Genomic DNA, 23,447 nt, shown 5'->3' on the forward strand with positions numbered 1-23,447 from the left:
CTTTTTCCTACAACGTATTTTGTAAAAGAAAGATCTAGCCAGTTTTCAACTATTGAAGTGATAGTCATTTAAGAAAATTCTCCCAAAGTAAATGCTTAATATCTTCCACCTTTTTTACTTCTTTTTTGAACCAGTCCATATTTCCAGCAAATCTTTCCGAACAGGGGAATTCAACTCTGGCTACTCGATTTCCTTGGATACATCTAATTACTCCATTGAAATATGGTTGACTGTTTGGTCTTTCCTGGTAAGTAGAAACATAGGGGAGAATCTCATATCGGTTGTCTATGGCAAGTGAATCAAAATGTTTTTTAGATACAACTTCCTGAATATTATTATAAGTCATCTCATCTAAATCCCATCGAATGATACAATTTCCATTTGGAAGCTGAACGTCCAGTTTAATGTAGCTTCCAATTTTATCTTTAGATACTTCGACGATTCTAAAGTTATTTAAATTTATTTGCATAGCCCGCCCCGCTAGTTTTTAATTTTGGATAATAATAAAATTGCACCTCATTCGAATACCATTCCCAGTAGTCATTTCTCTGTACGATGTTATTCAAATATATCTTCTTTATTCTCCATTATTCTAGCCACTTTCATTTTGACACGAGGAACACCATCTTTTTGATAATAATCATTTAATACTTGCTCAACCTCATTTTTGTCGGTCCCAAGTATCTTAGGAGAAAGTCGCTCAATATAGTAGTCTCCATATCCTTTAACACAGCTCGCCATTGTATCGAGTGCTATTAAACTTAAAGGTCTTCCTGCGTTCAACCAAGATTTCATTCTTTCCCAAGTAGGAAAACATACAGCTGTCAGCCTTCCCCAATGATCATTAAAAACGGTGCAAGTTGACTCAATCCAATCAAGAATAACGGTAGAACGGAAACGGTAGAGGCTGGTAAAAGCCGCTCTCGGCAATTCTTTTTCACTCATCCATTTCAATTTTTCAAAAACAATATTTAATCCCTCTTCGATTGGTAGACTACTGGCTGTTGCCCATGATATTGGGTAAAACAATTCTTCATCAACATTCTTCCAAAGTTCTCTTATCCATTCTGAAGCTGATGTACCTAAAACATCAGCAGCAATTTCCAACATACGGGATTTTATTTCGACATTCTCTGTTCCGTAAAACCTTGATTTTACATAGTTCAAAGTTGATTGTTTATCGTGTTTATTTAAGGATTTAATGACATCATCCTCAAGAAACCACCTCGTTACAGAAAAATCCAATAAACTCTCCAAATCACTTCCAACTTGCTTTAAGGTTGGTGCTTTATCTTTTTTAGTGACAATTACGTCCTCTTCTGGTTGACTAGCCTCCCCATCTTCTTCGTAAAAATCATCATGTAATAAAAATTTATTAGCGGAATGGATAACAGCTAGGTTGTACCATTCGATAGGCCTTAGTGAATAGTTTAATAGCATTTCGTGACATTGAATGCATAATCTATAAGGCTGATTGGGATCATCAGACGTTTCTACCACATTTACTTCATTTAATTTACAGGCTTCACACAAATCAGTTATCTTCATTAAAATCACACCTCATAATCATCATCTTGCATTATTCTATTTGCATTAACCTTTTTTCTTGAGTTTTCTTTTTGACTTTGGCTTTATCCAAAATAAAAAGCGATCATAAGATTTTTTTTGAAGGATGAGTATCCAAACAAAGGCGAATAGTTGCCACAGCAAGTTACAAACTAGAAAGGCAAGACTAATATAGGTCATCCAAAGAAAACATTTTTCAATTGGAACACCAATCATTACAAGCACTCCAAAAATTAACACAACCCATATAATGATTAGCATTTTGTATCTCATTGAGATTTTCTCCTATTTATTTATTTCTCTACTTTTAATAATTCTACCTTTAACTTCTCTAACCTTTTCTTCTCTAATTTACCTTATTCTTTACTACAATAAGAAAAAGAGACCGCAGTTATTACGATCCCGCTTACCCTAAAAGGTGGTTCTTTGTATTCGAAAAAGATATATGGAATAATTGATGCTGGATGTCGTAACGAAGTAAAAGAAATTTACATTGATGGAGGTCAATTAGGATGTCAGAAAGTACCGCAAGTAAAGCTTCAACTAAAATGCACTTTATGCTAAAGTCTACTCCACCTAGAACAACTTTTCATCAGGATATGACAGCAGAAGAACGGGATATTATGTTAAAACATATTACCTATTGGACAGACAAGCAAAACCAGGGAATTGCACTGGTCTTCGGCCCTGTTTTAAATCCTGCAGCTCCGCACGGACTTGCCATAATCGAAGTCGAAAATGAAGCTCAAGTTCCAACACTGATAGAAGAAGACCCCGCCGTCATTGCTGGGATCATGACAACTGAATTTTACCCGATGAAAGCAATGCTACCGCAACAACCTTTTAAATAAGATGTCTTGGCCTGGAGAGTGGAACCATCAAAAGTAAAATAAGCGGAGATTTTCCGCTTATGCAAAAAAAAATCTCCTATTTTCGCATTTTTTGAATCAATAGGCGGAATTTCTATGTCTATTTAAGCCTTTTTTTATAAAAATTTCTAAATAAGCGGAATTTCTCCGTCTATTTATCAGCTCGGGTGCTTAACCTGATCCCCCAATCGATAATTGCGTACCCTCTTGACCGTAGAAACCTTGATAAATAAAGAAAAAGACGTATGCCAATTCATACGTCAATTCTTGTGTCTTTTAATAAACGGAACCCTTTAGCATTGGAGTCGGCCATTTTCTTTTTCAGTACAACTATTTGATTTTTATATGAAACAGACCTGCTAACTTTAGACCCGTAGCGAGCCACGGAAGCCCCTTGCAGCATAGTAGGATTCTGCTCCATTGTGGTACACAAAGACAGTGTCGTAGCGACGATCACAAAAGAGTGCCCCGCCAAGTTTTCTAATAGTAGCAGGTGTTTGCACCCAGCTTGACGTTTTCAAATCAAAGTTTCCAAGTTTCTGCAGTTCACGGTATTGTTCTTCCGTTAAAAGCTCAATGCCCATGGCAGTTGCCATTTCCATAGCGTCATTTTCTGGTTTGTGCTGTTTTCTTGACTCTAGAGCTTTACGGTCGTAACAAACACTTCTGCGACCTTTAGGACTTTCCGCTGAGCAATCATAAAAAATGTATTCGCCATTTTCTTTGTCATGGCCAACTACATCTGGTTCACCGCCTGTCCCTTCCATTTCATGGAGCGACCACAGTTTTTCAGAATTAGCTTCGAGCTTAGCTTGTACATTAGCCCATTCCAGACCTTCATGTCGGTTCATGTTTTTCTCAAAACGAGCTTTCAATGTTCTGAGTAGTTCTTCACGTTGTTCTAGTGACAACTCCATTTTTCTCTTTGTCATATTTATTTCCCCCTTGTTTTTACTCATAATTGTATAAGGTCTAAACTTGTTGAAAGAACAAGTGTTATCACCTAAACTTTCCAAGCTTCTTTTAATAACTTAATTCCTGTAATGATTTCAGTTTCCGTTAGTCCCCCAAATCCTAGTAAGATTCTAGAACCTACGCTAGTTGTTCCACTGTAATATATTGATAATGGATATACCTTTACACCAACATTCATAGCAGTGTTAATTAACTCTTCTTCCACCATATTGTTTTTTACTTCCAAAACAATATGAAGTCCTGATTTTTCACCGATTATGTTTACTTTTTGTCCAAGATAATTGTTAATGGCTAACATTAAGGTACTTTGCTTTTTACGATAAAGCGTTTTCATTTTATTTAAATGACTTTGCCAAAATCCTTCCTTCATAAAACGAAATAGAGTATCCTGGTGAAGTCGCGAAACGGTCTGCTTATAAATCGCGAAGTGTTCCTGATACTTTATCAGCATCGATGAAGGTAACACCATATAGCTAATACGGATTGATGGAATCAATGACTTCGAAAATGTTCCTAAATACACGACACTTTCTTTTGTACTCAGCCCTTGTAAGGACGGAATTGGCTTACCTTTATATCGATATTCACCGTCATAGTCATCTTCAATAATATATCCGTTCCTTTCTTCTGCCCATTTTAACAAATCCATTCTTCTTGAAATAGGCATGATCATCCCATAAGGAAATTGATGAGACGGTGTCACATAAACAACATTGGCATTCGTATTTTTTAACTCGTTTATTCTTATCCCATCTTTGTCGAGAGGTATAGGAACCGTATTTACTCCTAGATCTTGTAAAGTTGTTCTCGTTCTATGGTAGCCAGGATTCTCAAGAGCAAAGATATGCTCTTTACCGATTAACATACACAATAATCCAATAAGTACCTGGGTACCCGCACCAATTATGATTTGTTCGGCAGAGCATCTAACACCTCTAGAAGCATATAGATGAGCTGCAATTTCTTCACGCAGAAGCAGTTCACCTTGAGGATTTCCAATATTAAATAATTCTCCTTGATCCTCGTACAATGATTGAATGGTTAATTTTCTCCAAGTAGAGTATGGAAAGTGTTCTAAATCAACCTTACCCGAATTGAAATCAACCTTGGCATTGACTTCTACCTGCTTGCTTTTTGAATCCATTTTTTCAAGATTTTTTTGATTAAAGATTATGTAGTTATCAAAGGTTGCAACAAATAGACCCTTTCGAGGTTGACTTTCTACATACCCCTCCGCACATAACTGGTCGTATGCAGACTGAATAGTATTTAAGCTTAGTGCTAGGTAATTCGATAAATTTCGTTTCGAAGGCAACTTTTCTTTTGGTTTGATCCTTCCGGATAAAATTTCTTGTTTAATAAAATTGGCTAGTTGTAAATACAATGGTTCACCGTTTTTACTATCCAAAACAGGTGTTATTTCAATCATATTTCTTCTCTCCTACAACGAAACTGGAACCATTAAAATTCTTCTATCTGGTACTTTAGATTATACCAGATTTTGATTTAATAATTGTGTAAGAACCTTATAAGGAGATGAACATAAATGCTAAATCAAACAGGAATTTTAATAAAGGATTTGAAAAACGAGAAGGAATGGAAAGAAGCCTATCCAGTGATGAAACAATTAAGGACCCATTTAGATGAAGAGCAATTCCTTCAATTGGTCCAAGAAGCTAAACAAAAGAACGATTATAAAATGGCTGCTTTATATGATAATGAAAAATTGGTAGCAGTGACCGGTTTTATGCCTATGATCACCTTGTACAACGGAAGGTTCATTTGGGTTTGTGATTTAGTTACAGATTCAAATTGTCGTTCAAAAGGATATGGCGAAGCCCTCCTAGACTATGTACATAAGTGGTCAAAGGAAAATGGCTATGATATTGTCTCGCTCTCATCAGGTTTGCAACGAGTTGAAGCTCATCGCTTTTATGAAAATAAGATGGAATATGACAAAGTTAGCTATGTTTTTTTAAAAAGACTTTAAATCATCAGGAAAAAGACCCAAAGAGGGTCTTTTTTTCAATCTATTTTCCTGCCAAGTTACTTCAAATATACTTTTATCTTAAACTCTGGTCAAACGCTATTGGTGGTGATTCCACCCAAGCTTTATCAATTAAGATATTCATGCCGTCGTCAACAAATAAGCCAATGTTCTTAAGCGTTCTTCCATACAAGAAATTTATATCTCTTCTTGCCGTTACCGCCAGTGAGTTTCCGAATGACCTTATCTTCATTGCGAACATGTCCACTTTATGAAACAGCATTATTTTATCGGAAAAAGGTGAGTATGTAGATGTTGTTACCAAATGGTCTAGGAAAGCCGGTGATTGAATGTGTTCAATATGCAGTTTTTCTTTATACTGCTTAACCGCTTTATCAGTCATTTCTAAACCTCGTCTAAACAAAGCCTTTATCTTTTGATCTTGAACTGTCTGATGAAATCCCAATAATAATGCCATACTTGTTACGTTATTCTCAATGTTATCCCAAAGATGTAAGAGTTCTAATGCCTGTAATGGTCGGACATCTCCAAAAAAACCATTTAAGAAACTTTGTTTATCAATTTTTTCATTTCCATCTGGTGTTGGAATGATTGGAGGGTCTGCAATATACTTTTTTTCCATTAAAACATTATTAATTTGTCCTAAAAAGACCATAGTACATTGATTACAGTAAATAAAAAACTCCCTTATATCCTCCCGCATGACCAATGGAACTGCTACTGCGTAAAGACTCATTCCTGCTTTAGCAGCATATTTTAAGTAGTGAACGTAAAATTCATCCTCGTATAAACGGGGGGCACCAAGATTGACATCCTCTTTAGTAAATCCAATTGGGATAGGAAAATTTTCATTATTAAAAAATTCTTCTATCCTCTGGATGAAATCCTTTGATAATGCTAAACCATTTTCCACTAACATCTTAATATTTTCATCCTCGCAATGCTGAAGAAAATAACTTAACAGTTGTATAGACATACTATTTCCCATATAGGTAGCCCAAAGTTTACCCATTTCAAACGCGGTTAAAGGTTGGGTCTCATCTAATATTTTTGGATTTATGTTTAGTGGTTTCATCACATTCATTGGATTTAAATTTTTATCGGTGGTCATACCTATTCTCCTTTTCCCGCACTTTCGCTTAGGATAACCAATGTAAAAAGATTTAATTCAAACGCCGCCATATAATGGCGGTTAATATTTATATATCAAACTGACTTTTAAATTCAAAAATCTCATCAACAGCTCGCTGATACCCACCCGATTTTTGCATAGATTCCCTTATATTTAAAACTGCTTTATGGAAAGATGGGTCGTTTAACAAATGACCTACAGCTTCACGTAGTTGATTTGCAGTCAAACCTTGCATATTTAATTTCATACCAGCTCCGATGTTGGCAACTTGCCCAGCAATAATCGGCTGATCCGCACTTTGTGGGATGACAATGAGCGGAACCCCATAGTAGAGACCTTCATTGGTACTGTTCATTCCACCATGTGTGATAAATAATTCAGTGTATTTTAGTACCTCCGTTTGTGGAACATATTTTTCTACGATAAAGTTTTGGGGAATCTCTCCTAAATCATTTAGTGGGGTCTGGTTTCCGATCGACATGACCACCGTGTGATGGCTATTTCTAAATGCATCAAAACAAAGCTTATAAAAATCAATGGCTTGGTTAAAGACAGTACCCAGTGAAATGTAAATGAGGCTTTTTCCCTTGATGGCTGCAAGGTCAAAGTTATCTTGAATTACTCGTGTAGAGACGGATGGACCAATAAATTTGTAAGTTTGGTCGAATGTTTCACCAAGTGGTTGAAACTCCCTCGTTGTATAAACGATGGTAAGAGGTGCAGGATTACAAAAAACTTCGTAAGGTGAATGGATATCGACATTATATTTTTCCCTCACCATTGCGGTCAGGCTTTGATATTCATCGTTTATTTGTTTACCCACTTCGGTAGGTATGTTATTAGAAAGCTGTTCTAACATGTTATCGAACGATTCCTTTGTCTGTGCAAAGGAAGTACAAGAATTGATGGCCGGAAGCTTAAGGATTTGGGCAAGTAAACGTCCACAACCAAACATAGAATCATGGATAATGTAATCAAAATGTTCTCCCTCAATCTGTTCAAGCACGCTAGGTATGACAATATCTGCCGTAAGTAATAGACCGTTAATTCTTTCAAGTAAATAAGTTCTTCCACCAGAAATAAAGGCCTTTATAATTTTTTGACCGTCCAAGGTTCGTACAGTAGCTCCCGTCTTTTCTATTCGCTCTCGGAAAGCTTCTATTGTAAAGTACACTACCTCTTCGCCGCGCGAAATAAGCTCTTGCACGACTCCAATAGTTGGATTGATATGTCCTTCTGATCCGGCATTTATAAATAAAACACGGGCCATTTTTTCCACTCCTTAAGTAATTCTAAATTTTGTACGTTACTGCAGCCGACCCGAAGACAGGAACCCACTCTCGACATTACAGGAAATTATCTCATATGCATCCTTTTAACTGTATATAATGCAATAAGCATTATTATGGAAAAGTAAGGGAGGATGCCTTATACCATGAATTCTAAATTAACGAATACACAAATGCTCACAATCATTAGAAATGGTCTTAAAACATCCCAATATCCTAAAAATATAATTATTATCGGTGCAGGCATGGCTGGACTCGTTGCTGCATCTTTATTAAAGAAAACCGGACATAAAGTCACCATTCTAGAAGCGAATAATCGAATTGGAGGGCGTGTTTACACTTTGCGTGCTCCCTTTAGTAAAAACTTATTTTTCAATGCCGGAGCAATGCGAATACCTGATATGCATTATTTAACCTTTGAATATATTAAAAAATTCAATTTACCTACCAATCTATTTATTAACCGGACTCCAGCTGACCTCCTCTACGCAAACGGCATCAAAACTCGTCTGAATGTTTTTGAAAGTAATCCAAGCGTATTAAAATTCCCAGTTGCTCCCCATGAAAGAGGAAAATCGTCTGAAGAACTTTTACTTTCAGTCATACAACCAATTATAAATTTTATTAATCAAGATCCGGAAAAGAATTGGCCGCTAATAGAAAAACAATATAGAAGTCTCTCGTTCGGTGCTTTCTTAAGTTCATATTTTTCAATCGGTGCTATTGATATGATTGGTATCCTTCTTGATTTGCAAGCATTTATGGGGATGACCTTTGTTGAAGTATTACGAGAGTTCATCATCCTAACCTCTGCTAAGGCTTTCTATGAAATAACAGGTGGCATGGACCGGTTGCCTCTAGCCTTTTTACCGCAATTAACAGAGAATATTGTATTCAACCAAAAGATGATAAAAATATCTCAATATCAAAATAGTGTAACCATTCATAGTAAACATCAACTAACTGCCGAGAATTTAAGGATAACTGCTGATCTTGCAATCGTGACCATACCTTTTTCAACCTTACGATTTGTAAAATTTGAGCCATACGATTCGATTTCTTATTATAAAAGGGCAGCGATACGCGAACTTAATTATATGGCATCAACAAAAATAGGAATCGAGTTTAAAAGTAGATTTTGGGAAAAAGAAGGTCAAAAGGGTGGGAAATCGATAACGGATCTGCCCATTCGCTTTACATATTACCCGAGTCATGGCATTGGTACACCTGGTCCCGCAGTAATTATAGCTAGCTACATATGGGCAGATGAGGCATTAACATTAGAAAGCCTGCCGGAAAAGGAGCAGATCCAATATGCTTTAATGAACTTATCAGAAATTTATGGACCTCAGGTTTATTCAGAGTTTGTATCAGGAACTTCTTTTAGCTGGAGTAAGAATCCTTATTCATGTGGTGCTTTTACATCTTTTGAACCTGGGCAGGATTTAGAGCTATATCCTTATATTTCTACACCTGAGGGAAGAGTGCACTTTGCAGGGGAACATACGTCTCTGACCCATGGTTGGATCCAAGGAGCCATTGAATCTGGAATACGAGTGGCCTATGAAGTTAATGACTTTCCAAGATAATATGATCTTTAAATTCCTCATCTATAGTCATCATTTCTCTTCTATTTATAAAACTTGCCTTAGCAATATCTGCAAGATGAAGTTGAAAATTCTCCAAAATTAGTGAAATTTCTTGGGAAATGACTTTTTTCGTTAGCATTTCCTATTATTCGATACTAATCAAACGTTTAATTAGTATCGGGCCAGACTAGAGTAAATAAAGATTACTTGCCGTCTAAGCAGCAGAAAAATGTCGAAGAATTGTCTTTAAAAAGAGAGATTTTTATATGTTGGTATGCCTATTCAGCGAATTTGGACAACTGTTCGGCATTAGTATGAAGAGGTAAATTATGCGGATTAACAAAGTAGTAAATGATTTCTTTAAAGTTGTAAATGTCTTTTAAGTTTAGCTAACTCTCTCTCATTTTTAGCTGCCTTTTCCCAGATATGATCCTGGTCAGCTCGCATATCGGTAAGGATACGATTTGTTACTTCCTGTACTTTTTTTACTTCTTCTATATCTTTTTTTACGTCTTGCAATTCATCCTTCATCTCTCGCATTTCTTCTTTCATCATCTGAAAATCATTGCTCAAGGTACCTACAATTTTGATGAGATTTGTTAGCATGTCTTCCATACGATCAAGTTGCTTCTGCTCCATTCGTTCACACCTCCTTTTCATATGATTATACTACTCATTTCCTCCAATATCTATCAAATATCGACTAATATCCTTATTTAGGGACAGTCCCCCGGTGCTTTAAAGCAGCGGGGGACTGTCCCTAAATATGACTCCAACTAAAATATTGACATTATGGATAGGTAAATGCATAAAACTGAGCACGCAAAAAAGAGAAATGCTATTTTGAAGTTTCTCCTAAATTTAATTCCGTAAGCACAAAAGAAGATAGCGGCTGCTAATTTGGACCCGCTTTGATAATAAGCCGTATTCGTAAAGAATGAACTGCTAAAAATGACTGAAATAAGCAAGGTTGTAGGAATAAGTATTTTAAACCACAAAGGCTCAAATAGGAATTGTTTAAGAAAGAATTTTATCCGCTGCACGACTGTATAACTCCCTTCACGAAACGTGTATTCCTTTTAAACATATGGTGTAATCCTCTAACTATTAACATATCTCACCAATTAAATAAACAATTTTAAGACATGAAGTTGTACATAAAAAAGAAGCGTTCCCGTCGTTTAAGAAGCGCTCCTTCAGTATAAAACTATATTTAATCGAACGTTCGACATTGTATTTCGCTTTCTTCTTGAGAAATATGTTTCTTTATTTTTACATGGGTCACTTGCAACCCCTCTAGGTTTGAATCCCTTACAGAAAAAGTAAGTTTATCATAGTCTCCACCGTGGTGACCTGAATAGTTTAAAGCACTGGCGAAAACGATATGTCTCCTGGGATCCCCATCAATAGGTTCAATGTTAATTTTTGGACACATAAAAAAATCCGAATAAGATGGACCCAAAATATATAAATAACGTGTAAACAATGCTTCTTCAAGCAACTCTTCTTTAGTAGGACCATCCAATTCCTTTTTCCAGCCTACTGCGAGCCAATCAAACAATGATTGTGACTGCAATCTCACTTTCTGACTTTTCCCCGAAACGATTAATTCTCCATCTTTAGCCGTGCAAGTCTTCAGGTTATGGGCAAGTACACACATATAAGCGGGTTCAATGGTGATCACTTCATCATTTGCCATTTTTAATGTCATTTTGTGGGTGGGTTTATCTAAAAGGATCTCGGTTGTTCCATTTACTCGGCTAGCGTTATTAAGCCAGTGCACCACTTTCCTGAGGACTCGTTCTTGATAACCATCGTTGATACTAAATACACGCTGAAGTCCAGAATCATTTTCAACTTTAATGTCTTGAACCTCATAATGCTTTAATGAGTGGGTCATGAATTGTTCCCAAAAAGAATTCTGTTGATTAAGTCTTAATTCTTTTGCACAAGCATCTATCTTCCCTAAAAAAATTACAACGAACAAAAGAAGCAAACTAATTAGAAATTCTTTCAATGAATTCACCCTTCAATTTTTCCAATGTATACCTATTCTTTCCTCATGATATTTCCTTATGCTCAAGCTTCCCTGCCCCATTAAATGAACAAAAAAAGGATCACTCCAGCGGTTCAGTTTTTGAGGTTTAAGTATGTATCACAAACACAATGTATAATTGAAAAGTGGGAAAAATAATCAAAATGGAGGCTTGCTAATAAATATAAAGAGTTGACTCAGCAACACAACTGTTTAACATAACTTTTTATTGAGTGTATTTATTTGCCTGCCTGTTTTGAAATTATTTTAAACTTTAAGCTGTTCTTCAATTATTTCTTTTCGAATACCAATATATTTAACATTTTTCTCAGGTATGTACACACGATAGGTTACAATTCCAGCCTCAGCAATCTCTTTTAAGAATTCTATAAAGGGTAGAGAGATGTTAGCAATTGCCTTGAGTACCTTATTTTCATTAAATTTATCTGAGATAACCAGACTTACTTGGGAATCTGTTTTAAACTCCGAATGGACTCCTTTATATGTGGCTTGACCAGTCGCAACTTCTATTTCGTATTCATTTATGCCTCTTTGGGACAATTCTTCTAAAAATTGAGGAAAGCTTATATCGCCGTTACTTCTTCTGCGGATAAGCTCTTGAAACTCACTTTCTGTTATTTTGTCCTTCATACATTTACCTCCAAACTAAAATAAATTCTTAAATATCACTTCTTCATAATTCTAACCTCGGAGATATTTCTTATTCTTGTAAAAATGGGACATTAAGCGTTTAACTATCCTGCTCCTTTAGTTCAAAAAGAAAGAGCGTTCCCATCTATTACAGAAACGCATCCCGTTTGTCAAAATAGCTATCACACTTTCTTCTTAATCAAATTTATTACATAGTAAATTTGTGAAATTAAAAACGAAAGTAGAATAATAATTATTGTTCCTATTGTGTAAACTGCTTCCTCCGCTGGATTGCCCCCACCAAAAAATACGGAACTAAATATGAAAAAAAGAATGATACTTACAATTATAGATAAGAAGAATACACTAATATACTTTGACAAATATTCTCACCTACCTTTTACTATCTTTTTAAACACTCGTCACAAAATGGCGAATCAGATTTTTAGCCTTATGGCATTTTGCTCATATCCATATACAAAGCGTTCCACCGATGACCGTCTGGATCCGTAAAACCGTAGCCGTACATCCAGCCACCCTTTTCGCCAGGCTTGCTGAATACAGTGCCGCCGGCAAGTTCAGCTTTCATGGCGAGCTCATCAACTTCTTCCATGGAGTTCGCCCCCAGAGAGAATAACACTTCAGTACCTTGCCACGAATCCGCAACCGTATTACCAGCAAAACCGCGAAAAGCGGATTCCGGGAAGAGCATCAAAACAACCTGATTTTCGCCGACTATAAAGCAGGAAGAGCCGTCTTGACTCGGGTACCGCTCATTCAACCGAAAACCGAGCTGCGTATAAAACGCCTTTGCCCGTTCTGGTTCCCGCACTGGCAGGTTCAACCATAATTCTCTCGACATACTAACAACCTCCTGAAATAAAGATGCAGTGATTACTCACCCCTAAATAAATTCAATACTTGTTATAATCTTCCCTTCCTGTTTGTAAATAAATTCCTTATTCACGATCCTGCTTCGTTAGTTGAAGAATACTTTAAAAGAGCTGGCAGCTTGTGCCCGGTTATGTAATTAGAAACCCCTTATCGTAGGTTCCGATAATCTATTCGTTCATTCTATTGAAATTCCTTTTACATATCATGGTAGAGAGCTCTTCGTTTGGCTGGAAGTTATTTTCCAGTTTTTGTAGAATTCCCTCTCGAATTTGTAGAATAACTTGAAACTTTGTAGAATAAGTCCTTAACTTTGTAGAATAACTCCGGCAATCTATCTTTTTGAGGTGTAATTGGAATTTAACTTCCAACTTTTGTAGAATAAATACCCGATTTTGTAGAATTAATTAAAATTTTGTAGAATTCCTCTTCTTTTTTGTAGAATTCCTCTTCTTTTTTGTAGAATTCCTCTTCTTTTTTGTAGAATTCATCTATCAATATTTAGAATGATCTACTAACCAAACTTAAAAATATAAAATTCCACGAAACCGGCTAATAAAAAACGACCTTTATAATATAGAAGGCCGATTTCAAGCTTTAAAAATGAAAATTAGGCACTTTAATTTCCATATAACGTTAAATCTCTCTCCATTACTGCCGGATAAGCCGTTTTACTGTCACATGGCTATCCATTACTGTCGGATATGCCGCATTTACTGTATTTCTAATGCTTCTCTGACCCCTTTTTGCCTTTATAGAATGTTAACGTTAAACCAATAAGGAGACAAATAAGTCCACCAAACCCGGTCATAATAATTGACAGTTCTTCTTTAAAAAACAACCCACTAATACTCAACATGAGAATACTTACCCAACCTAATACGTTTATTTTGTTAAATTTCATTCCTCCACCTCCATTAAAAGGACGGGGTAAACGGCGATCCTCAGAATATCTTATTGTGTTTTACATAACATAAGGACGTTTAGGAGGTGAACAAATTGTCTAATCAAGCAAAAAATAACCATAATGTTTCAGACAACATAAAAAATGGAGCTGGAGCCGTGTTTCATTCGATTCATAAAGGACTAGAAGCCACGGAGAATGCTGCAATGAATGCTGTTGATGCAACTGCAAACGCAGTTGACAATTTAACAGACAACGATAAGCGATAGTACCGCAAAGCATAGGAGAAAAACTAAAAAAAAGAAAGAACTCCAGCCTACTTTCAACTGGAGTTCGGTTCACATAGTCTTTAACAAAAAAATCGCCGTAAGAGGCAAAAGTTATCTGAGTATTTTAGTCATGATAAAGTCCGTTTGTTCTTCATCACCCATATAAAAAGAGTGGGCTCCAGTTTGAACAAATCCCATTTTCTTATAAAAAGCAATCGCATTTTCATTCTTTTCCCATACGCCTAGCCAGATCTTCTTTTTATTACGTTCCATCGCCATTTCCACAGCTTTATTTAGCAGATATTTACCAAGCCCATGTTTTTGAAATTGAGTCTTTATATAAATCCTCTCGATTTCAAGTGATTCATCACCCATTTCTTCAGACTGAGCATCATTGGTATTGACCTTTAAATATCCAGCGATTTCATTGTTAAAATAAACAAAAAAGAATTCCGATGAAATAATGGATAATTCTTTTTCTACTTGTTTTAAGTTAAATGCCTTTTCCAAATAGGCATTCATATTTTCGGGTGAATTCTGATGCTTAAATGTGTCATTAAATGTTTCATAACTAATTTCTTGTAGTGTGTGTAAATCTTCAATAGTGCACTTTTTTATAATGATAGTCATTTTTATATGCCGCTCCTTCAATAATCTCTCTTGTTTCCTTTTTTTACATATTCCCAGTCTTTTTCTACATTTTTTCTTACTCTTTGAAGAAGATTGAAAATGATTTCGACTTCTCCCTCGGAAAATCCCTCTAATGCAACGGTATTGGAATAATCATTTTCTCTTTTTATAAAAGGATAAACATTTTTCCCTTTCTCTGTTGGAAAAAGTTTTTTAATTTTTTTGTTATGTTGATCATCTTTCTTTTCAATAAATCCATTCATTTCAAGTTTTTTTATAGCACGAGCTGCTGTTGTTCGGTCTACTTTAATCATCTCAGCTAACTTTTCTTGAATGATTCCTGGGTTTTCACATATTCGCACAAGGTACAAATACTGCCCTTTTGTAAGGTCAAATTCTTTAAATTCTATATTACTTATAGAATCTAATGCCCTTGCGATCATTCCGATTTCGCGAAGAATTTCTTTCATAAATAACTCCCTTGTACATGTTTTTTGTTGCATATGCAATAAAAATGGAACATATTAAATTTAACCTAACTTTGTTGCATTTGCAACAAAAAATAATCCATCCTGGGGACACCCCTGGGATGGATTTAATTTGTTTTACAGCTTGTATTCTTATCACTTTATAACTTTTATTTTCTTGGGTATAGTCGTCCAGTACTTGGGGTCTTCTAACCCGAGCCGCCAAATCCCGATTCCCCTTAAGTTATATTTTTCTACCAGGTCTAATTTAAACCGTAGACTATGGCTATTCTCAAACCAGGCCTCGTGGCTATGATTTTTTTCATCAACATAACTGAAATGAGGTGTTTGCGATTGGGAGTCCCAACTAACTTTCGCTTTATATTTTGTTTTCTGATCCATTAACTGTGGATAGGAGCTATACAGAGCTTTGTTTGTGGTTGTATCCCAGTCCCATCCATAACCAGCGATACCGAGTAAAATTTTTGATGATGGCACTCCCTGTTTCACCGCATAACGAATCGTTGCTTCTGTCCAATCGACGGATGCGGATGACCCCGGCTTCGTTCTTGGATTGTGCTCATCGTAGGTCATGATCATTAACCCATCTGAATATTGCCCAAGCTTTTCGTAATCAAACCACGGGGACCACGGATTCGCACGGGAATCACCTGTGTTGGCCGGTACAGAAACCGTCACGACTTTTCCATCACCATGTAGTGCATCAGACAATTCTTTTATCATAAGACTAAAAGAATCTCGGTCAGTCAAATTCAAATTTTCCATATCAATATTAATACCATCATAGTTAAACTGATTTATTTCATTCCGTAAGTTCTGAATGAACACATTGCGGTTTGTTTCGTTATCTAGGACAGTACTCGCTACTTGCTTGCCCTTCTCCACGGTTTCATAAAAGAGATTATGTACAACCATATATACCTTCAGGTGTTTTTCATGAGCACTCTGAATCACCTGTTTCTTATGTGCAGCTGTAACGGAAGCGATAAGATTCCCTGGTGTTTTATCATCAAGCTTATACCAAAAGGGGGCAATGATGCTCAAATTGGCGGATTGCGAGTCCACTGTTGGTTGTGACCCTGGATACGTTCCTTCCTGCTCTGTGTAGAAGCCTAACACTTCACGGGGCGTTTTTTTCTTAGGATGTTCCACTTTTCTTTGTACCTGATTACAGGATGACAGAAGTAATAATGCCATGCTTATAAAAATGATGGTGAAAGATCGATAACCATTTTTCGCCATAGTACACCTTCTTCTTATATGTATAGTTCTTAAGTTGGTAAGAAAGGGTGTAACTTATTCATGGAATGAAAGGGTTCAAAAAACGGGGACAGTCCCCCGCTGCTGTAAAGCGACGGGGGACTGTCCCCAAACCCACAAAGTTGCGAGATTATATGCAAATATTGTTAAATAGAAATAGTTACTTTTAATAGAATGTGAATCTAGAATTATTGGAGTGAAGAGTATGCACAGAAGTGAGAAGCTACACTCATTTTTATTAGGCAAAGCCCAAGAATTAACAGATGATTGGTATAACTCATTAGACAAAAGTGACCCAAAGGGTGTTTACTCCTCAAATGACCCAAAGGTGATTGAGAACTTAAAAAGACAAAACTATGAGTTTCATTTACATGCATGTGAAATCTTTATTCTTAAGGAATGTGAGTTTTTCACCAATTTCCAAACGTGGATAGAGGAAGTGGCACGTGATACCGAACATCAAAGAACGCCCATTCATTTTATTATTAGAGAATTTATGAGGACACGTGAACAGTATCTGGATTTTATAGAAGAATATGTTTCACTTTACAAAGAAGAAGTAACACCTCAAGAAGTGAAAATGTGGAATAGATTGGTCACCAAGACGTTTGATACCGTGATTCTGCGTTTTGCAGAAGAAACACACAATGCCTCCTCATCCCAGCTTTTCGCACAACAAGAGCTGATCAATGAATTAAGTTCACCGGTAATCACCCTATCAAAAGACTCTGCCTTACTTCCTTTAGTCGGAGACATCGATACAGCTAGAGCGAAACGAATACTTGAACATACACTTGAACAATGCGGAGATAGAAATGTGAACCACCTATTTATCGATTTATCTGGAGTCATCATGATTGATACCATGGTCGCTCATCAAATCTTTTTGTTAATTGATGCCTTGAACCTAATTGGCGTCGAAACAACACTCTCAGGATTGCGCCCTGAAATCGCACAAACAGCCGTACAACTTGGACTCAATTTTAACAGAGTCACCATCAAATCGAACCTCTCAAAGGCACTTTCGCTAGATTAAATCTAAAAAACGGGGACAGTCCCCCACTACTGTAAAGCGGCGGGGGACTGTCCCTAAAATTTAAAGATTCCTATCTAACAAAATCCCAACTTGTTCTGCCACGACTTGTGTCTGTTCTGATAGTCCATTGGTGATCCACGCTTCTACGATCTCTACGATGGCTGCTCCAAAAAATTTAAGAAGTAACTCCTTATTTAAACCTTGATTTATTCCTTCGGTTACATCTACATCACCCTCTAACTCCTCGATGACGAATTCAAGGAAGTGACTTCGAAAAGCAGAGCCTCCTTTACTCGCTAACATCGTTGAAAAGAAGGAAGAATGACGTTCAAAGTATTCAAACCAAATCAGATTTCCCTCAGCAAAACTCAAATCAGCTGCCGATTTGCACAGAATCCTGAGTTCGTTAATATGTTCTTTGATGAGCTTATCCAATAAATCATATTTATCCAAGTAATGAAGATAAATCGTCCTTCGGCCAACATTTGCCCTGTCGGCAATATCCTGTATCGTCATTTCATCTAAATTTTTTTCAGACATCAGTTCAATAAATGCCTTTTTTATTGCTTCTTGAGATTTGATTATTCTTCTATCTACCTTAGACATGGTCAGAGTCACCAGACTTTCTTATAAATAATGCACAATTTGTATCGATTTGTGCGCTAATACACGAATCGTGGTCAATTGGTCATTGAAGACATTCTCTTTATGTTTATAATTTTACACAGATGTGCAGTAATGCAACAATATGCAAATGAATTCAGACATTAGATTTACTATACTTGGAAAAATATGAAGGAAGGGTGTTATTGATTATATCTACTATTCAAGATCAAATGAAATAACAAAAGAAAGTAGGAGTGTAAAATGAAGAATGAAAATTTAAAGAATAGCACAATCTTTCCATTGGGACAAAAAGTAGACACATACTTTATCGGTGATGCCTACTTACAAATGGTGTTTACCGATCCAACACCACTAAACACAGCCATTGGGAATGTAACCTTTGCTCCAGGAGCGCGCAATAACTGGCACTCCCATCATGCTGGTCAAGTTTTGTTAGTGACTGGCGGTGAGGGTTGGTATCAAGAGGAAGGAAAACCAGCTCAATTATTGAAGACAGGAGACGTAGTCAATATTCCGCCGAATGTGAAACACTGGCATGGTGCGACAAAAGACAGCTGGTTTGTCCATTTAGCCCATACTCCAGGGCCAACGGATTGGTTAGAACCGGTCGAGGACGAATGGTATACTATATTATAATTAGATATGCAGCCGATTTTCCAAGTGTGGAGGTCGGCTTTTTTTATTTGAAAAAATAGGCAGAGCAATCGTAAGAAGTCTTTTTAAATTCGGTACGGGGATCCTGTTAATTTTTTCTCTTTTCACATCAACAATTTTCCACATGCCTTTTAACGCACCACTTGTCTGTTTCCCCACTCTGTAAAGAACATTCGTACCATCTTTTTTCCAAAGAAGGACATATCCTTTTTCCCCTTTAATATATAATCTTGGTTCATTAACCCACTCTTGTTCCATTTGTAAAATAGTAAAATAAAGCTAATTTAAAGAGGTCTATGGTAAAGAGTAATGAAAAACATTCTATTTGTGTGACAGGCGAACTGGCACTTTCGTATAATGAACATGGATGGAATACCGATCAAAATATGGTGGTGAAGCTGGTATGAGAATAGATTTATCAGAGAAACAAATAGAGGAAATAAAACAAATAGTTCAAAAGGAATTTTTGATAAAAGGAATAGTACCAACAGATGAATATCTATTTATCAACTGTTTTTCGAAAATACAGAAAGAAACCGTCTATTATCATCTGCTAAGAGAAAATAATACGTTGATAATCCGCTGCTATGCACGCCTGTTTGACAACTTAAGTCTGAGCCTGATGATCAGAAGAGTAGCAAAAAATGTAATTGAATATCTGGTAATCCAAACTGGATTACCAAACACAATCTATATAGAAAACGGAAAAGAGATATAAGTTTCATCGTTTTTAACAATCAACCATTATAGCTTTTCACCAGATTGGAAGTGCTTAAAAATAACTCCTGCAATAGGTGTAAACCATAAGAAATGTTTACATAAAATTCATCAGAGCTTTAAAAATGTCTTTTATAATGTTGTTAGTAAGCCATAACTTATCCTAATCAAAAAAGGAGACATTTTTTTGCAGTGGTTAGATAGTATTTTACTTATGTGGGTAAAAAGAGTTTTACTTATTGGTACCGTTTTTTCGTTTGTTTTAGCGGTCGTTATATTTAAAAAGTCATCTGACCGTGATTTGCCGTTTATTTCTTTTCTTATAGGTATTGGCTGTATCAGCTCTTTTTTTATAGTTAATTACATAACAAGATGAATAAAGCATTAGAATACTGGGTGATTGCGTGTAAATAAGGAAAAACTCGTCAACCTCCCAGTCATTGGCGTTTTTTTTTTGCGTTTCTATACTATTTCTCCTGCATTTTTAAAAAGTTATTTCTATTTTTTTAAAAATACAGGTGCCGCAGCACCCACTTTTAAACATGACAACCGGGACTATTTTGTTTGATCCGAAAGAACCTCTCTAATTATTTCTGCGAGGATATCTGCCGTTCTATATTCTTCCTCCAACGTGTTTTCCACTCCGCCAATCTCTATCAAAACTGAGTTATTAGTAAGATCTTGATTATAGGTGTTTTGGTTTGGTGGATTGTTTTTAACGAGAACTCCTCTTGATAAACTATACGGGTACTCTTTTTGAATTTTATTGTGAAGGAGTGTCGCGAACTTTACATTTTCTTCGTAATTGCTACTTGAACCCGAAACAATAAATGCAATCCTTGCGTACTCGATCCCGTCTATTTTAGTAGTAGTAAAACTTCTTTTCTGTGAATCTCTGTGTAGATCGAACACCATCTTAATTGACCTATTTTTCTCTATCGCATCTTTCAGTGGCTCTCTCGAGACTTTATACGATTCACTGAAAGACAAGTTTTTTTCTTTTAAAATTTTCATGACATGGGTCTCATCATGGATGGATGGAATACCTGCTTTTTTTAATGATTGGCTTAACCTCTCACCGACTAATGTAATATTTTTGGTATCGTGAAATGCTTGGTCAGCAGGCACTTTCGTATCTAACTCTGAGAAAAATGACTCTGAGTCGTGTGAGTGATAAATATAAACTAAAGGGTCTTGGCTGTTTACTGTTGTTGAGGAGTTACCTTCTTGAAGGGTGCTAGGATTGCTGGAAATTACATCTATTCCGCCATAAAAGAAAAACCACGAAATAGCTATGGCACATAGTGCAATACTGGTAGAAGCAAAAGAAAACTGCTTTATTCTTCTATCTCTATTTAGCTTCCTTGCCGAGTGTCTAAGTTTATTAGAAGTAGCTGATACAAATTCCTCTCTTGGATTGAGTGGATAGGCAACTTTCATTAAGTCAAACAATTCTTTATCAGTTTGCATTCCCGATAACCTCCTCTACATCCATGTGTAATCTCTTTTTCAGTTCTTTTAAGGCTCTGTGGTAATCTACCTTAACCTTTGATTCACTACATTGAAGAATTTCAGACGTCTCTTTTATCGAAAACTCGTTTATACCTCTTAGTATCACTACTGCCCTATAGTTTGGTTTCAACTTGGAAATGGCTAGGTGAACAAGCCTCTTCAATTCGTTTTGTTCAACTAATTCATTGGGTTCTTTTTCGGTAGATGCTATTTGTTTAAAAAATCCATCTTTGAAAAGAGATGAAAATCTCTTTTTACGATAATGATCAATCGCAACATGCTTCGCAATCGTAAAAATCCAGGTCTTTACGTTACTAATACTGTTTTTTTTAGTAAAACTATTTAATACTCGAATAAACACTTCTTGGGTTAAATCCTCAGCGTCGTTTTGATTACCTGAAAAACATACAAGGAATCTATACACTTCTAAATAATGGTGACGATAGATTTTTTCAATCTTTTCCTCCAATTTTTCATCATCAAACAAATCGTTCCCCCCTCATTTCGATTTACATATATAAATCGTTTGAGCCTAAGAAAAGGTTACAAGTTTCTGAATTTCCACCTATATAAATAGACCGTCAACGAGGCGGTCTAAAAGATTCCATAGTACAAGTTCTCGAATTTAAGTCATTTTACCTCTAATTTCTTTCTAGTCAGCTCATAGTTGCAGCGACGCCATGGGATATCCCGAGTGTTTTTTGTAAATAGTAAGGTAGTAAAACAATCACGTAAGGAGGGCTTGTATGCAACAGAATCAACAACCTAAAGAAGGTTTGGGCTCTATTATGAAACCAAACTTTGCAGGAACAGATGCTCAAGAAGTTAAAGGAGACATTCAAAAAGATGTCAGCGAAGGACAAGGAGCAATGACTTCCCGTGAGGCAGGATCCATGCGCGATTAAAAAAACCACTCAGAGTGGTTTTTTATTTTTCTGCTATTTACTTGTTATTAACTTTCGTGTTTTGACATCATAAATTTTATAACTAATTTCAACCATATGGTCTTTTGTAACTGTTATCTTACAATAATAAGGAATTGCCTTTCCATACGCATCAAGTTCAGGAATATCTCTGAAGCTAAATATTTCATCTGTATCGAGCATTTCAAAGTCCGCTTCAGCAGAACGACCTGATGAAACCATTTCGATAACACATTTCCCACTGACGACATCGTATTCCTTTAGCACAACATATTTCAGGCTTGGGAGCGTAACCGCTAATAGTAAAACACCAACTAATAAGCTTCCAAGGCTTTTACTTACATTTAAAAATGAATAGTCTCTATCACTATATATAACAAAAAAAGCAAATACTGCGCCTATTACAAACAAGACTCCAAGTATGAGCATTAAATAATAAAAGAACATTTTTTCACTTCCTATAATGATAAAACTAGTCTCGAATAAGCCTTTCAAATATGATCTCATAGGACATAGGTTTCCCATGTCCATTATATTCTAATGGCAAGACCTGTACTAATTTCCAACCCTCAGATGCATAGGCATGAATGGTTTCTCTATGTTTTGGAGAAGTAAAAAATCCCCCCAGAGAAGTTTCTACAAACTTATATTCATACATACACTCCACCTCCAAGTCACATATCTTTAATACGTTTTATCCTAAGAAATGTTTCAACTTCTTATAATGCTAAACTGCACGTTAGCTTAATAAAAAAATAAGCCGCAAAAATGGCAGCTAGATCTCTAACAGAAGCACCCGCTATCTTAGATCCAATTTTTCACAATCTTGCATTCTGGGTAAAAAAGGTTTTTGTGTACATATTCTAATTATGTAAAAAAGCTTACTCAAAGAGTAAGCTTAACCGCTATAAACAGTGTCACATGTTCCAGCTTTTGGTTCATAAAAACAATGTTCTTTAAATTGACCAGAATGAGGTTGACCGTACCATGTTGGAGGGCATGGAGCATGTGGATTAAAGTACCAAAGCGCATATTTCCCTGGGTGTTGTCTCCAATAATCCAAATTCTGTTTGGCTAATCTTCTTTCAGAAGTTCTTGATCTTTGATAAAATACATTCCCTTTTTGAACGGCTTCAAAGGAAAAATTTCCACCTTGTACTTGATAAATAACTTGGTTTACTGTTCTTAAACCTTTAAAGTCTAAACAATTAGCTACAAGACGATTCACGATGACATTTCCAACATATAGCATTCCCTGTTTCCCTTCACCTTCGGCCTCTGCTCTCATCATCCTTGCCATTAAGTCGACGTCAGAACTTCGGTAACTAACTCTTGGCATTTTTCCACCCCCAAATATAGTATGAAAAAAAGCCTACAAACATGACATTGTATTTAGGGGACAGTCCCCCGCCGCTTTAAAGC

29 protein-coding genes and 1 pseudogene are annotated in these 23,447 nt (G+C 36.2%); 8 read left to right on the forward strand and 22 right to left on the reverse strand.

Annotated elements, in window-relative coordinates; translation table 11 throughout:
* Positions 1–64 precede the first annotated feature (64 nt).
* The 3 genes from ABES03_RS20755 to ABES03_RS20765 all read right to left on the reverse strand — a co-directional run bounded on the left by ABES03_RS20755 (position 65) and on the right by ABES03_RS20765 (position 1,839).
* Positions 65–469, reverse strand: coding sequence for a hypothetical protein (locus tag ABES03_RS20755; protein ID WP_430120247.1), 405 nt, complete (start codon positions 467–469; stop codon positions 65–67).
* An 89-nt stretch (positions 470–558) separates the two neighbouring features.
* Positions 559–1,548, reverse strand: a complete 990-nt coding sequence (locus ABES03_RS20760; RefSeq protein ID WP_430120249.1) for a hypothetical protein — start codon at positions 1,546–1,548, stop codon at positions 559–561.
* A 45-nt stretch (positions 1,549–1,593) separates the two neighbouring features.
* On the reverse strand, positions 1,594–1,839 hold the full coding sequence (locus tag ABES03_RS20765; protein ID WP_430120251.1) for a hypothetical protein: 246 nt from the start codon (positions 1,837–1,839) through the stop codon (positions 1,594–1,596).
* Between the two features lie 239 nt (positions 1,840–2,078).
* Here ABES03_RS20765 and ABES03_RS20770 point away from each other — a divergent pair, with 239 nt between their 5' ends.
* Entirely contained in the window at positions 2,079–2,417 is a 339-nt protein-coding gene (locus ABES03_RS20770) for a YciI family protein (protein WP_430120253.1), read from the forward strand.
* Between the two features lie 383 nt (positions 2,418–2,800).
* On the opposite strand, the gene ABES03_RS20775 is transcribed toward ABES03_RS20770, so the two are convergent.
* The gene (locus ABES03_RS20775; RefSeq protein WP_430120255.1) at positions 2,801–3,367 is read right to left on the reverse strand and encodes a DUF4256 domain-containing protein; all 567 of its coding nucleotides are present in this window, start codon (positions 3,365–3,367) and stop codon (positions 2,801–2,803) included.
* A 71-nt stretch (positions 3,368–3,438) separates the two neighbouring features.
* The gene (locus tag ABES03_RS20780; protein WP_430120257.1) at positions 3,439–4,839 is read right to left on the reverse strand and encodes a PLP-dependent aminotransferase family protein; all 1,401 of its coding nucleotides are present in this window, start codon (positions 4,837–4,839) and stop codon (positions 3,439–3,441) included.
* A 117-nt stretch (positions 4,840–4,956) separates the two neighbouring features.
* On the opposite strand from ABES03_RS20780, the gene ABES03_RS20785 reads away from it, so the two are divergent.
* Entirely contained in the window at positions 4,957–5,400 is a 444-nt protein-coding gene (locus ABES03_RS20785) for a GNAT family N-acetyltransferase (protein WP_430120259.1), read from the forward strand.
* Positions 5,401–5,473: 73 nt separating this feature from the next.
* Here ABES03_RS20785 and ABES03_RS20790 read toward each other — a convergent pair whose 3' ends face one another.
* Complete coding sequence (locus tag ABES03_RS20790; protein WP_430120261.1) at positions 5,474–6,529, reverse strand: DUF3231 family protein; 1,056 nt, start codon at positions 6,527–6,529, stop codon at positions 5,474–5,476.
* A gap of 88 nt (positions 6,530–6,617) precedes the next feature.
* Positions 6,618–7,820 (reverse strand): macrolide family glycosyltransferase, encoded by a 1,203-nt coding sequence (locus ABES03_RS20795; protein WP_430120263.1) that lies wholly within the window; start codon positions 7,818–7,820, stop codon positions 6,618–6,620.
* 165 nt (positions 7,821–7,985) lie between these two features.
* Here ABES03_RS20795 and ABES03_RS20800 point away from each other — a divergent pair, with 165 nt between their 5' ends.
* Positions 7,986–9,428, forward strand: a complete 1,443-nt coding sequence (locus tag ABES03_RS20800; RefSeq protein WP_430120265.1) for a flavin monoamine oxidase family protein — start codon at positions 7,986–7,988, stop codon at positions 9,426–9,428.
* Between the two features lie 360 nt (positions 9,429–9,788).
* Here ABES03_RS20800 and ABES03_RS20805 read toward each other — a convergent pair whose 3' ends face one another.
* The 5 genes from ABES03_RS20805 to ABES03_RS20825 all read right to left on the reverse strand — a co-directional run bounded on the left by ABES03_RS20805 (position 9,789) and on the right by ABES03_RS20825 (position 13,909).
* Positions 9,789–10,067: a hypothetical protein gene (locus ABES03_RS20805; protein WP_430120267.1), complete on the reverse strand. Its 279-nt coding sequence runs from the start codon at positions 10,065–10,067 to the stop codon at positions 9,789–9,791.
* Between the two features lie 574 nt (positions 10,068–10,641).
* On the reverse strand, positions 10,642–11,445 hold the full coding sequence (locus ABES03_RS20810; protein ID WP_430120269.1) for a hypothetical protein: 804 nt from the start codon (positions 11,443–11,445) through the stop codon (positions 10,642–10,644).
* A gap of 285 nt (positions 11,446–11,730) precedes the next feature.
* Positions 11,731–12,114 carry a DUF1398 family protein gene (locus ABES03_RS20815; RefSeq protein WP_430120271.1) on the reverse strand — a complete coding sequence of 128 codons (384 nt, stop codon included), beginning with the start codon at positions 12,112–12,114 and terminating at the stop codon, positions 11,731–11,733.
* A 451-nt stretch (positions 12,115–12,565) separates the two neighbouring features.
* On the reverse strand, positions 12,566–12,976 hold the full coding sequence (locus ABES03_RS20820) for a VOC family protein (protein ID WP_430120273.1): 411 nt from the start codon (positions 12,974–12,976) through the stop codon (positions 12,566–12,568).
* Between the two features lie 753 nt (positions 12,977–13,729).
* Positions 13,730–13,909 carry a hypothetical protein gene (locus ABES03_RS20825; RefSeq protein ID WP_430120275.1) on the reverse strand — a complete coding sequence of 60 codons (180 nt, stop codon included), beginning with the start codon at positions 13,907–13,909 and terminating at the stop codon, positions 13,730–13,732.
* 86 nt (positions 13,910–13,995) lie between these two features.
* Here ABES03_RS20825 and ABES03_RS20830 point away from each other — a divergent pair, with 86 nt between their 5' ends.
* Positions 13,996–14,178 (forward strand): hypothetical protein, encoded by a 183-nt coding sequence (locus ABES03_RS20830; RefSeq protein WP_430120277.1) that lies wholly within the window; start codon positions 13,996–13,998, stop codon positions 14,176–14,178.
* A 111-nt stretch (positions 14,179–14,289) separates the two neighbouring features.
* Here ABES03_RS20830 and ABES03_RS20835 read toward each other — a convergent pair whose 3' ends face one another.
* From ABES03_RS20835 to ABES03_RS20845, 3 genes are all read right to left on the reverse strand, one after another.
* Entirely contained in the window at positions 14,290–14,808 is a 519-nt protein-coding gene (locus ABES03_RS20835) for a GNAT family N-acetyltransferase (protein WP_430120279.1), read from the reverse strand.
* Positions 14,809–14,825: 17 nt separating this feature from the next.
* Positions 14,826–15,278, reverse strand: coding sequence for a MarR family winged helix-turn-helix transcriptional regulator (locus tag ABES03_RS20840; protein ID WP_430120281.1), 453 nt, complete (start codon positions 15,276–15,278; stop codon positions 14,826–14,828).
* A gap of 153 nt (positions 15,279–15,431) precedes the next feature.
* On the reverse strand, positions 15,432–16,538 hold the full coding sequence (locus ABES03_RS20845; protein WP_430120283.1) for a glycosyl hydrolase family 18 protein: 1,107 nt from the start codon (positions 16,536–16,538) through the stop codon (positions 15,432–15,434).
* Between the two features lie 223 nt (positions 16,539–16,761).
* On the opposite strand from ABES03_RS20845, the gene ABES03_RS20850 reads away from it, so the two are divergent.
* Complete coding sequence (locus ABES03_RS20850) at positions 16,762–17,592, forward strand: STAS domain-containing protein (RefSeq protein WP_430120285.1); 831 nt, start codon at positions 16,762–16,764, stop codon at positions 17,590–17,592.
* Positions 17,593–17,652: 60 nt separating this feature from the next.
* Here the strand turns inward: ABES03_RS20850 and ABES03_RS20855 are convergent, their stop codons facing one another.
* Positions 17,653–18,198, reverse strand: coding sequence for a TetR/AcrR family transcriptional regulator (locus tag ABES03_RS20855; RefSeq protein WP_430120287.1), 546 nt, complete (start codon positions 18,196–18,198; stop codon positions 17,653–17,655).
* A gap of 261 nt (positions 18,199–18,459) precedes the next feature.
* On the opposite strand from ABES03_RS20855, the gene ABES03_RS20860 reads away from it, so the two are divergent.
* On the forward strand, positions 18,460–18,855 hold the full coding sequence (locus tag ABES03_RS20860) for a cupin domain-containing protein (protein WP_430120289.1): 396 nt from the start codon (positions 18,460–18,462) through the stop codon (positions 18,853–18,855).
* Positions 18,856–18,945: 90 nt separating this feature from the next.
* Here ABES03_RS20860 and ABES03_RS20865 read toward each other — a convergent pair.
* Positions 18,946–19,152, reverse strand: a pseudogene (locus ABES03_RS20865) (DUF3888 domain-containing protein); the annotation flags it as partial.
* Positions 19,153–19,240: 88 nt separating this feature from the next.
* On the opposite strand from ABES03_RS20865, the gene ABES03_RS20870 reads away from it, so the two are divergent.
* Entirely contained in the window at positions 19,241–19,591 is a 351-nt protein-coding gene (locus ABES03_RS20870; RefSeq protein WP_430120291.1) for a hypothetical protein, read from the forward strand.
* A gap of 554 nt (positions 19,592–20,145) precedes the next feature.
* Here ABES03_RS20870 and spoIIP read toward each other — a convergent pair.
* Together spoIIP and ABES03_RS20880 are read right to left on the reverse strand one after the other, a co-directional pair.
* On the reverse strand, positions 20,146–21,060 hold the full coding sequence (spoIIP, locus tag ABES03_RS20875) for a stage II sporulation protein P (protein WP_430120293.1): 915 nt from the start codon (positions 21,058–21,060) through the stop codon (positions 20,146–20,148).
* Complete coding sequence (locus ABES03_RS20880) at positions 21,050–21,589, reverse strand: RNA polymerase sigma factor (RefSeq protein ID WP_430120295.1); 540 nt, start codon at positions 21,587–21,589, stop codon at positions 21,050–21,052. The genes spoIIP and ABES03_RS20880 overlap by 11 nt, the downstream gene beginning before the upstream one ends.
* Positions 21,590–21,848: 259 nt before the next feature.
* Here ABES03_RS20880 and ABES03_RS20885 point away from each other — a divergent pair, with 259 nt between their 5' ends.
* Positions 21,849–22,007: a hypothetical protein gene (locus tag ABES03_RS20885; RefSeq protein ID WP_430120297.1), complete on the forward strand. Its 159-nt coding sequence runs from the start codon at positions 21,849–21,851 to the stop codon at positions 22,005–22,007.
* A gap of 33 nt (positions 22,008–22,040) precedes the next feature.
* Here ABES03_RS20885 and ABES03_RS20890 read toward each other — a convergent pair whose 3' ends face one another.
* The 3 genes from ABES03_RS20890 to ABES03_RS20900 form a co-directional block, all read right to left on the reverse strand.
* Positions 22,041–22,472, reverse strand: a complete 432-nt coding sequence (locus tag ABES03_RS20890) for a hypothetical protein (RefSeq protein WP_430120299.1) — start codon at positions 22,470–22,472, stop codon at positions 22,041–22,043.
* A 25-nt stretch (positions 22,473–22,497) separates the two neighbouring features.
* On the reverse strand, positions 22,498–22,683 hold the full coding sequence (locus ABES03_RS20895; RefSeq protein WP_430120301.1) for a DUF4177 domain-containing protein: 186 nt from the start codon (positions 22,681–22,683) through the stop codon (positions 22,498–22,500).
* 240 nt (positions 22,684–22,923) lie between these two features.
* Entirely contained in the window at positions 22,924–23,364 is a 441-nt protein-coding gene (locus tag ABES03_RS20900) for a cell wall hydrolase (RefSeq protein ID WP_430120303.1), read from the reverse strand.
* Between the last annotated feature and the right edge of the window lie 83 nt (positions 23,365–23,447).

Source organism: Neobacillus rhizosphaerae (genome assembly GCF_050477885.1).
GTDB lineage: Bacteria > Bacillota > Bacilli > Bacillales > Cytobacillaceae > Neobacillus > Neobacillus rhizosphaerae_A.

What these genes read in the sequence shown, in the direction of transcription:
- ABES03_RS20755 (WP_430120247.1), bottom strand. Translation starts at nt 469, where the DNA reads ATGCAAATAAATTTAAATAACTTTAGAATCGTCGAAGTATCTAAAGAT.
- ABES03_RS20760 (WP_430120249.1), bottom strand. Translation starts at nt 1,548, where the DNA reads ATGAAGATAACTGATTTGTGTGAAGCCTGTAAATTAAATGAAGTAAAT.
- ABES03_RS20765 (WP_430120251.1), bottom strand. Translation starts at nt 1,839, where the DNA reads ATGAGATACAAAATGCTAATCATTATATGGGTTGTGTTAATTTTTGGA.
- ABES03_RS20770 (WP_430120253.1), top strand. Translation starts at nt 2,079, where the DNA reads ATGTCAGAAAGTACCGCAAGTAAAGCTTCAACTAAAATGCACTTTATG.
- ABES03_RS20775 (WP_430120255.1), bottom strand. Translation starts at nt 3,367, where the DNA reads ATGACAAAGAGAAAAATGGAGTTGTCACTAGAACAACGTGAAGAACTA.
- ABES03_RS20780 (WP_430120257.1), bottom strand. Translation starts at nt 4,839, where the DNA reads ATGATTGAAATAACACCTGTTTTGGATAGTAAAAACGGTGAACCATTG.
- ABES03_RS20785 (WP_430120259.1), top strand. Translation starts at nt 4,957, where the DNA reads ATGCTAAATCAAACAGGAATTTTAATAAAGGATTTGAAAAACGAGAAG.
- ABES03_RS20790 (WP_430120261.1), bottom strand. Translation starts at nt 6,529, where the DNA reads ATGACCACCGATAAAAATTTAAATCCAATGAATGTGATGAAACCACTA.
- ABES03_RS20795 (WP_430120263.1), bottom strand. Translation starts at nt 7,820, where the DNA reads ATGGCCCGTGTTTTATTTATAAATGCCGGATCAGAAGGACATATCAAT.
- ABES03_RS20800 (WP_430120265.1), top strand. Translation starts at nt 7,986, where the DNA reads ATGAATTCTAAATTAACGAATACACAAATGCTCACAATCATTAGAAAT.
- ABES03_RS20805 (WP_430120267.1), bottom strand. Translation starts at nt 10,067, where the DNA reads ATGGAGCAGAAGCAACTTGATCGTATGGAAGACATGCTAACAAATCTC.
- ABES03_RS20815 (WP_430120271.1), bottom strand. Translation starts at nt 12,114, where the DNA reads ATGAAGGACAAAATAACAGAAAGTGAGTTTCAAGAGCTTATCCGCAGA.
- ABES03_RS20820 (WP_430120273.1), bottom strand. Translation starts at nt 12,976, where the DNA reads ATGTCGAGAGAATTATGGTTGAACCTGCCAGTGCGGGAACCAGAACGG.
- ABES03_RS20825 (WP_430120275.1), bottom strand. Translation starts at nt 13,909, where the DNA reads ATGAAATTTAACAAAATAAACGTATTAGGTTGGGTAAGTATTCTCATG.
- ABES03_RS20835 (WP_430120279.1), bottom strand. Translation starts at nt 14,808, where the DNA reads ATGACTATCATTATAAAAAAGTGCACTATTGAAGATTTACACACACTA.
- ABES03_RS20840 (WP_430120281.1), bottom strand. Translation starts at nt 15,278, where the DNA reads ATGAAAGAAATTCTTCGCGAAATCGGAATGATCGCAAGGGCATTAGAT.
- ABES03_RS20845 (WP_430120283.1), bottom strand. Translation starts at nt 16,538, where the DNA reads ATGGCGAAAAATGGTTATCGATCTTTCACCATCATTTTTATAAGCATG.
- ABES03_RS20850 (WP_430120285.1), top strand. Translation starts at nt 16,762, where the DNA reads ATGCACAGAAGTGAGAAGCTACACTCATTTTTATTAGGCAAAGCCCAA.
- ABES03_RS20855 (WP_430120287.1), bottom strand. Translation starts at nt 18,198, where the DNA reads ATGTCTAAGGTAGATAGAAGAATAATCAAATCTCAAGAAGCAATAAAA.
- ABES03_RS20860 (WP_430120289.1), top strand. Translation starts at nt 18,460, where the DNA reads ATGAAGAATGAAAATTTAAAGAATAGCACAATCTTTCCATTGGGACAA.
- ABES03_RS20870 (WP_430120291.1), top strand. Translation starts at nt 19,241, where the DNA reads ATGGAATACCGATCAAAATATGGTGGTGAAGCTGGTATGAGAATAGAT.
- spoIIP (WP_430120293.1), bottom strand. Translation starts at nt 21,060, where the DNA reads ATGCAAACTGATAAAGAATTGTTTGACTTAATGAAAGTTGCCTATCCA.
- ABES03_RS20885 (WP_430120297.1), top strand. Translation starts at nt 21,849, where the DNA reads ATGCAACAGAATCAACAACCTAAAGAAGGTTTGGGCTCTATTATGAAA.
- ABES03_RS20890 (WP_430120299.1), bottom strand. Translation starts at nt 22,472, where the DNA reads ATGTTCTTTTATTATTTAATGCTCATACTTGGAGTCTTGTTTGTAATA.
- ABES03_RS20895 (WP_430120301.1), bottom strand. Translation starts at nt 22,683, where the DNA reads ATGTATGAATATAAGTTTGTAGAAACTTCTCTGGGGGGATTTTTTACT.
- ABES03_RS20900 (WP_430120303.1), bottom strand. Translation starts at nt 23,364, where the DNA reads ATGCCAAGAGTTAGTTACCGAAGTTCTGACGTCGACTTAATGGCAAGG.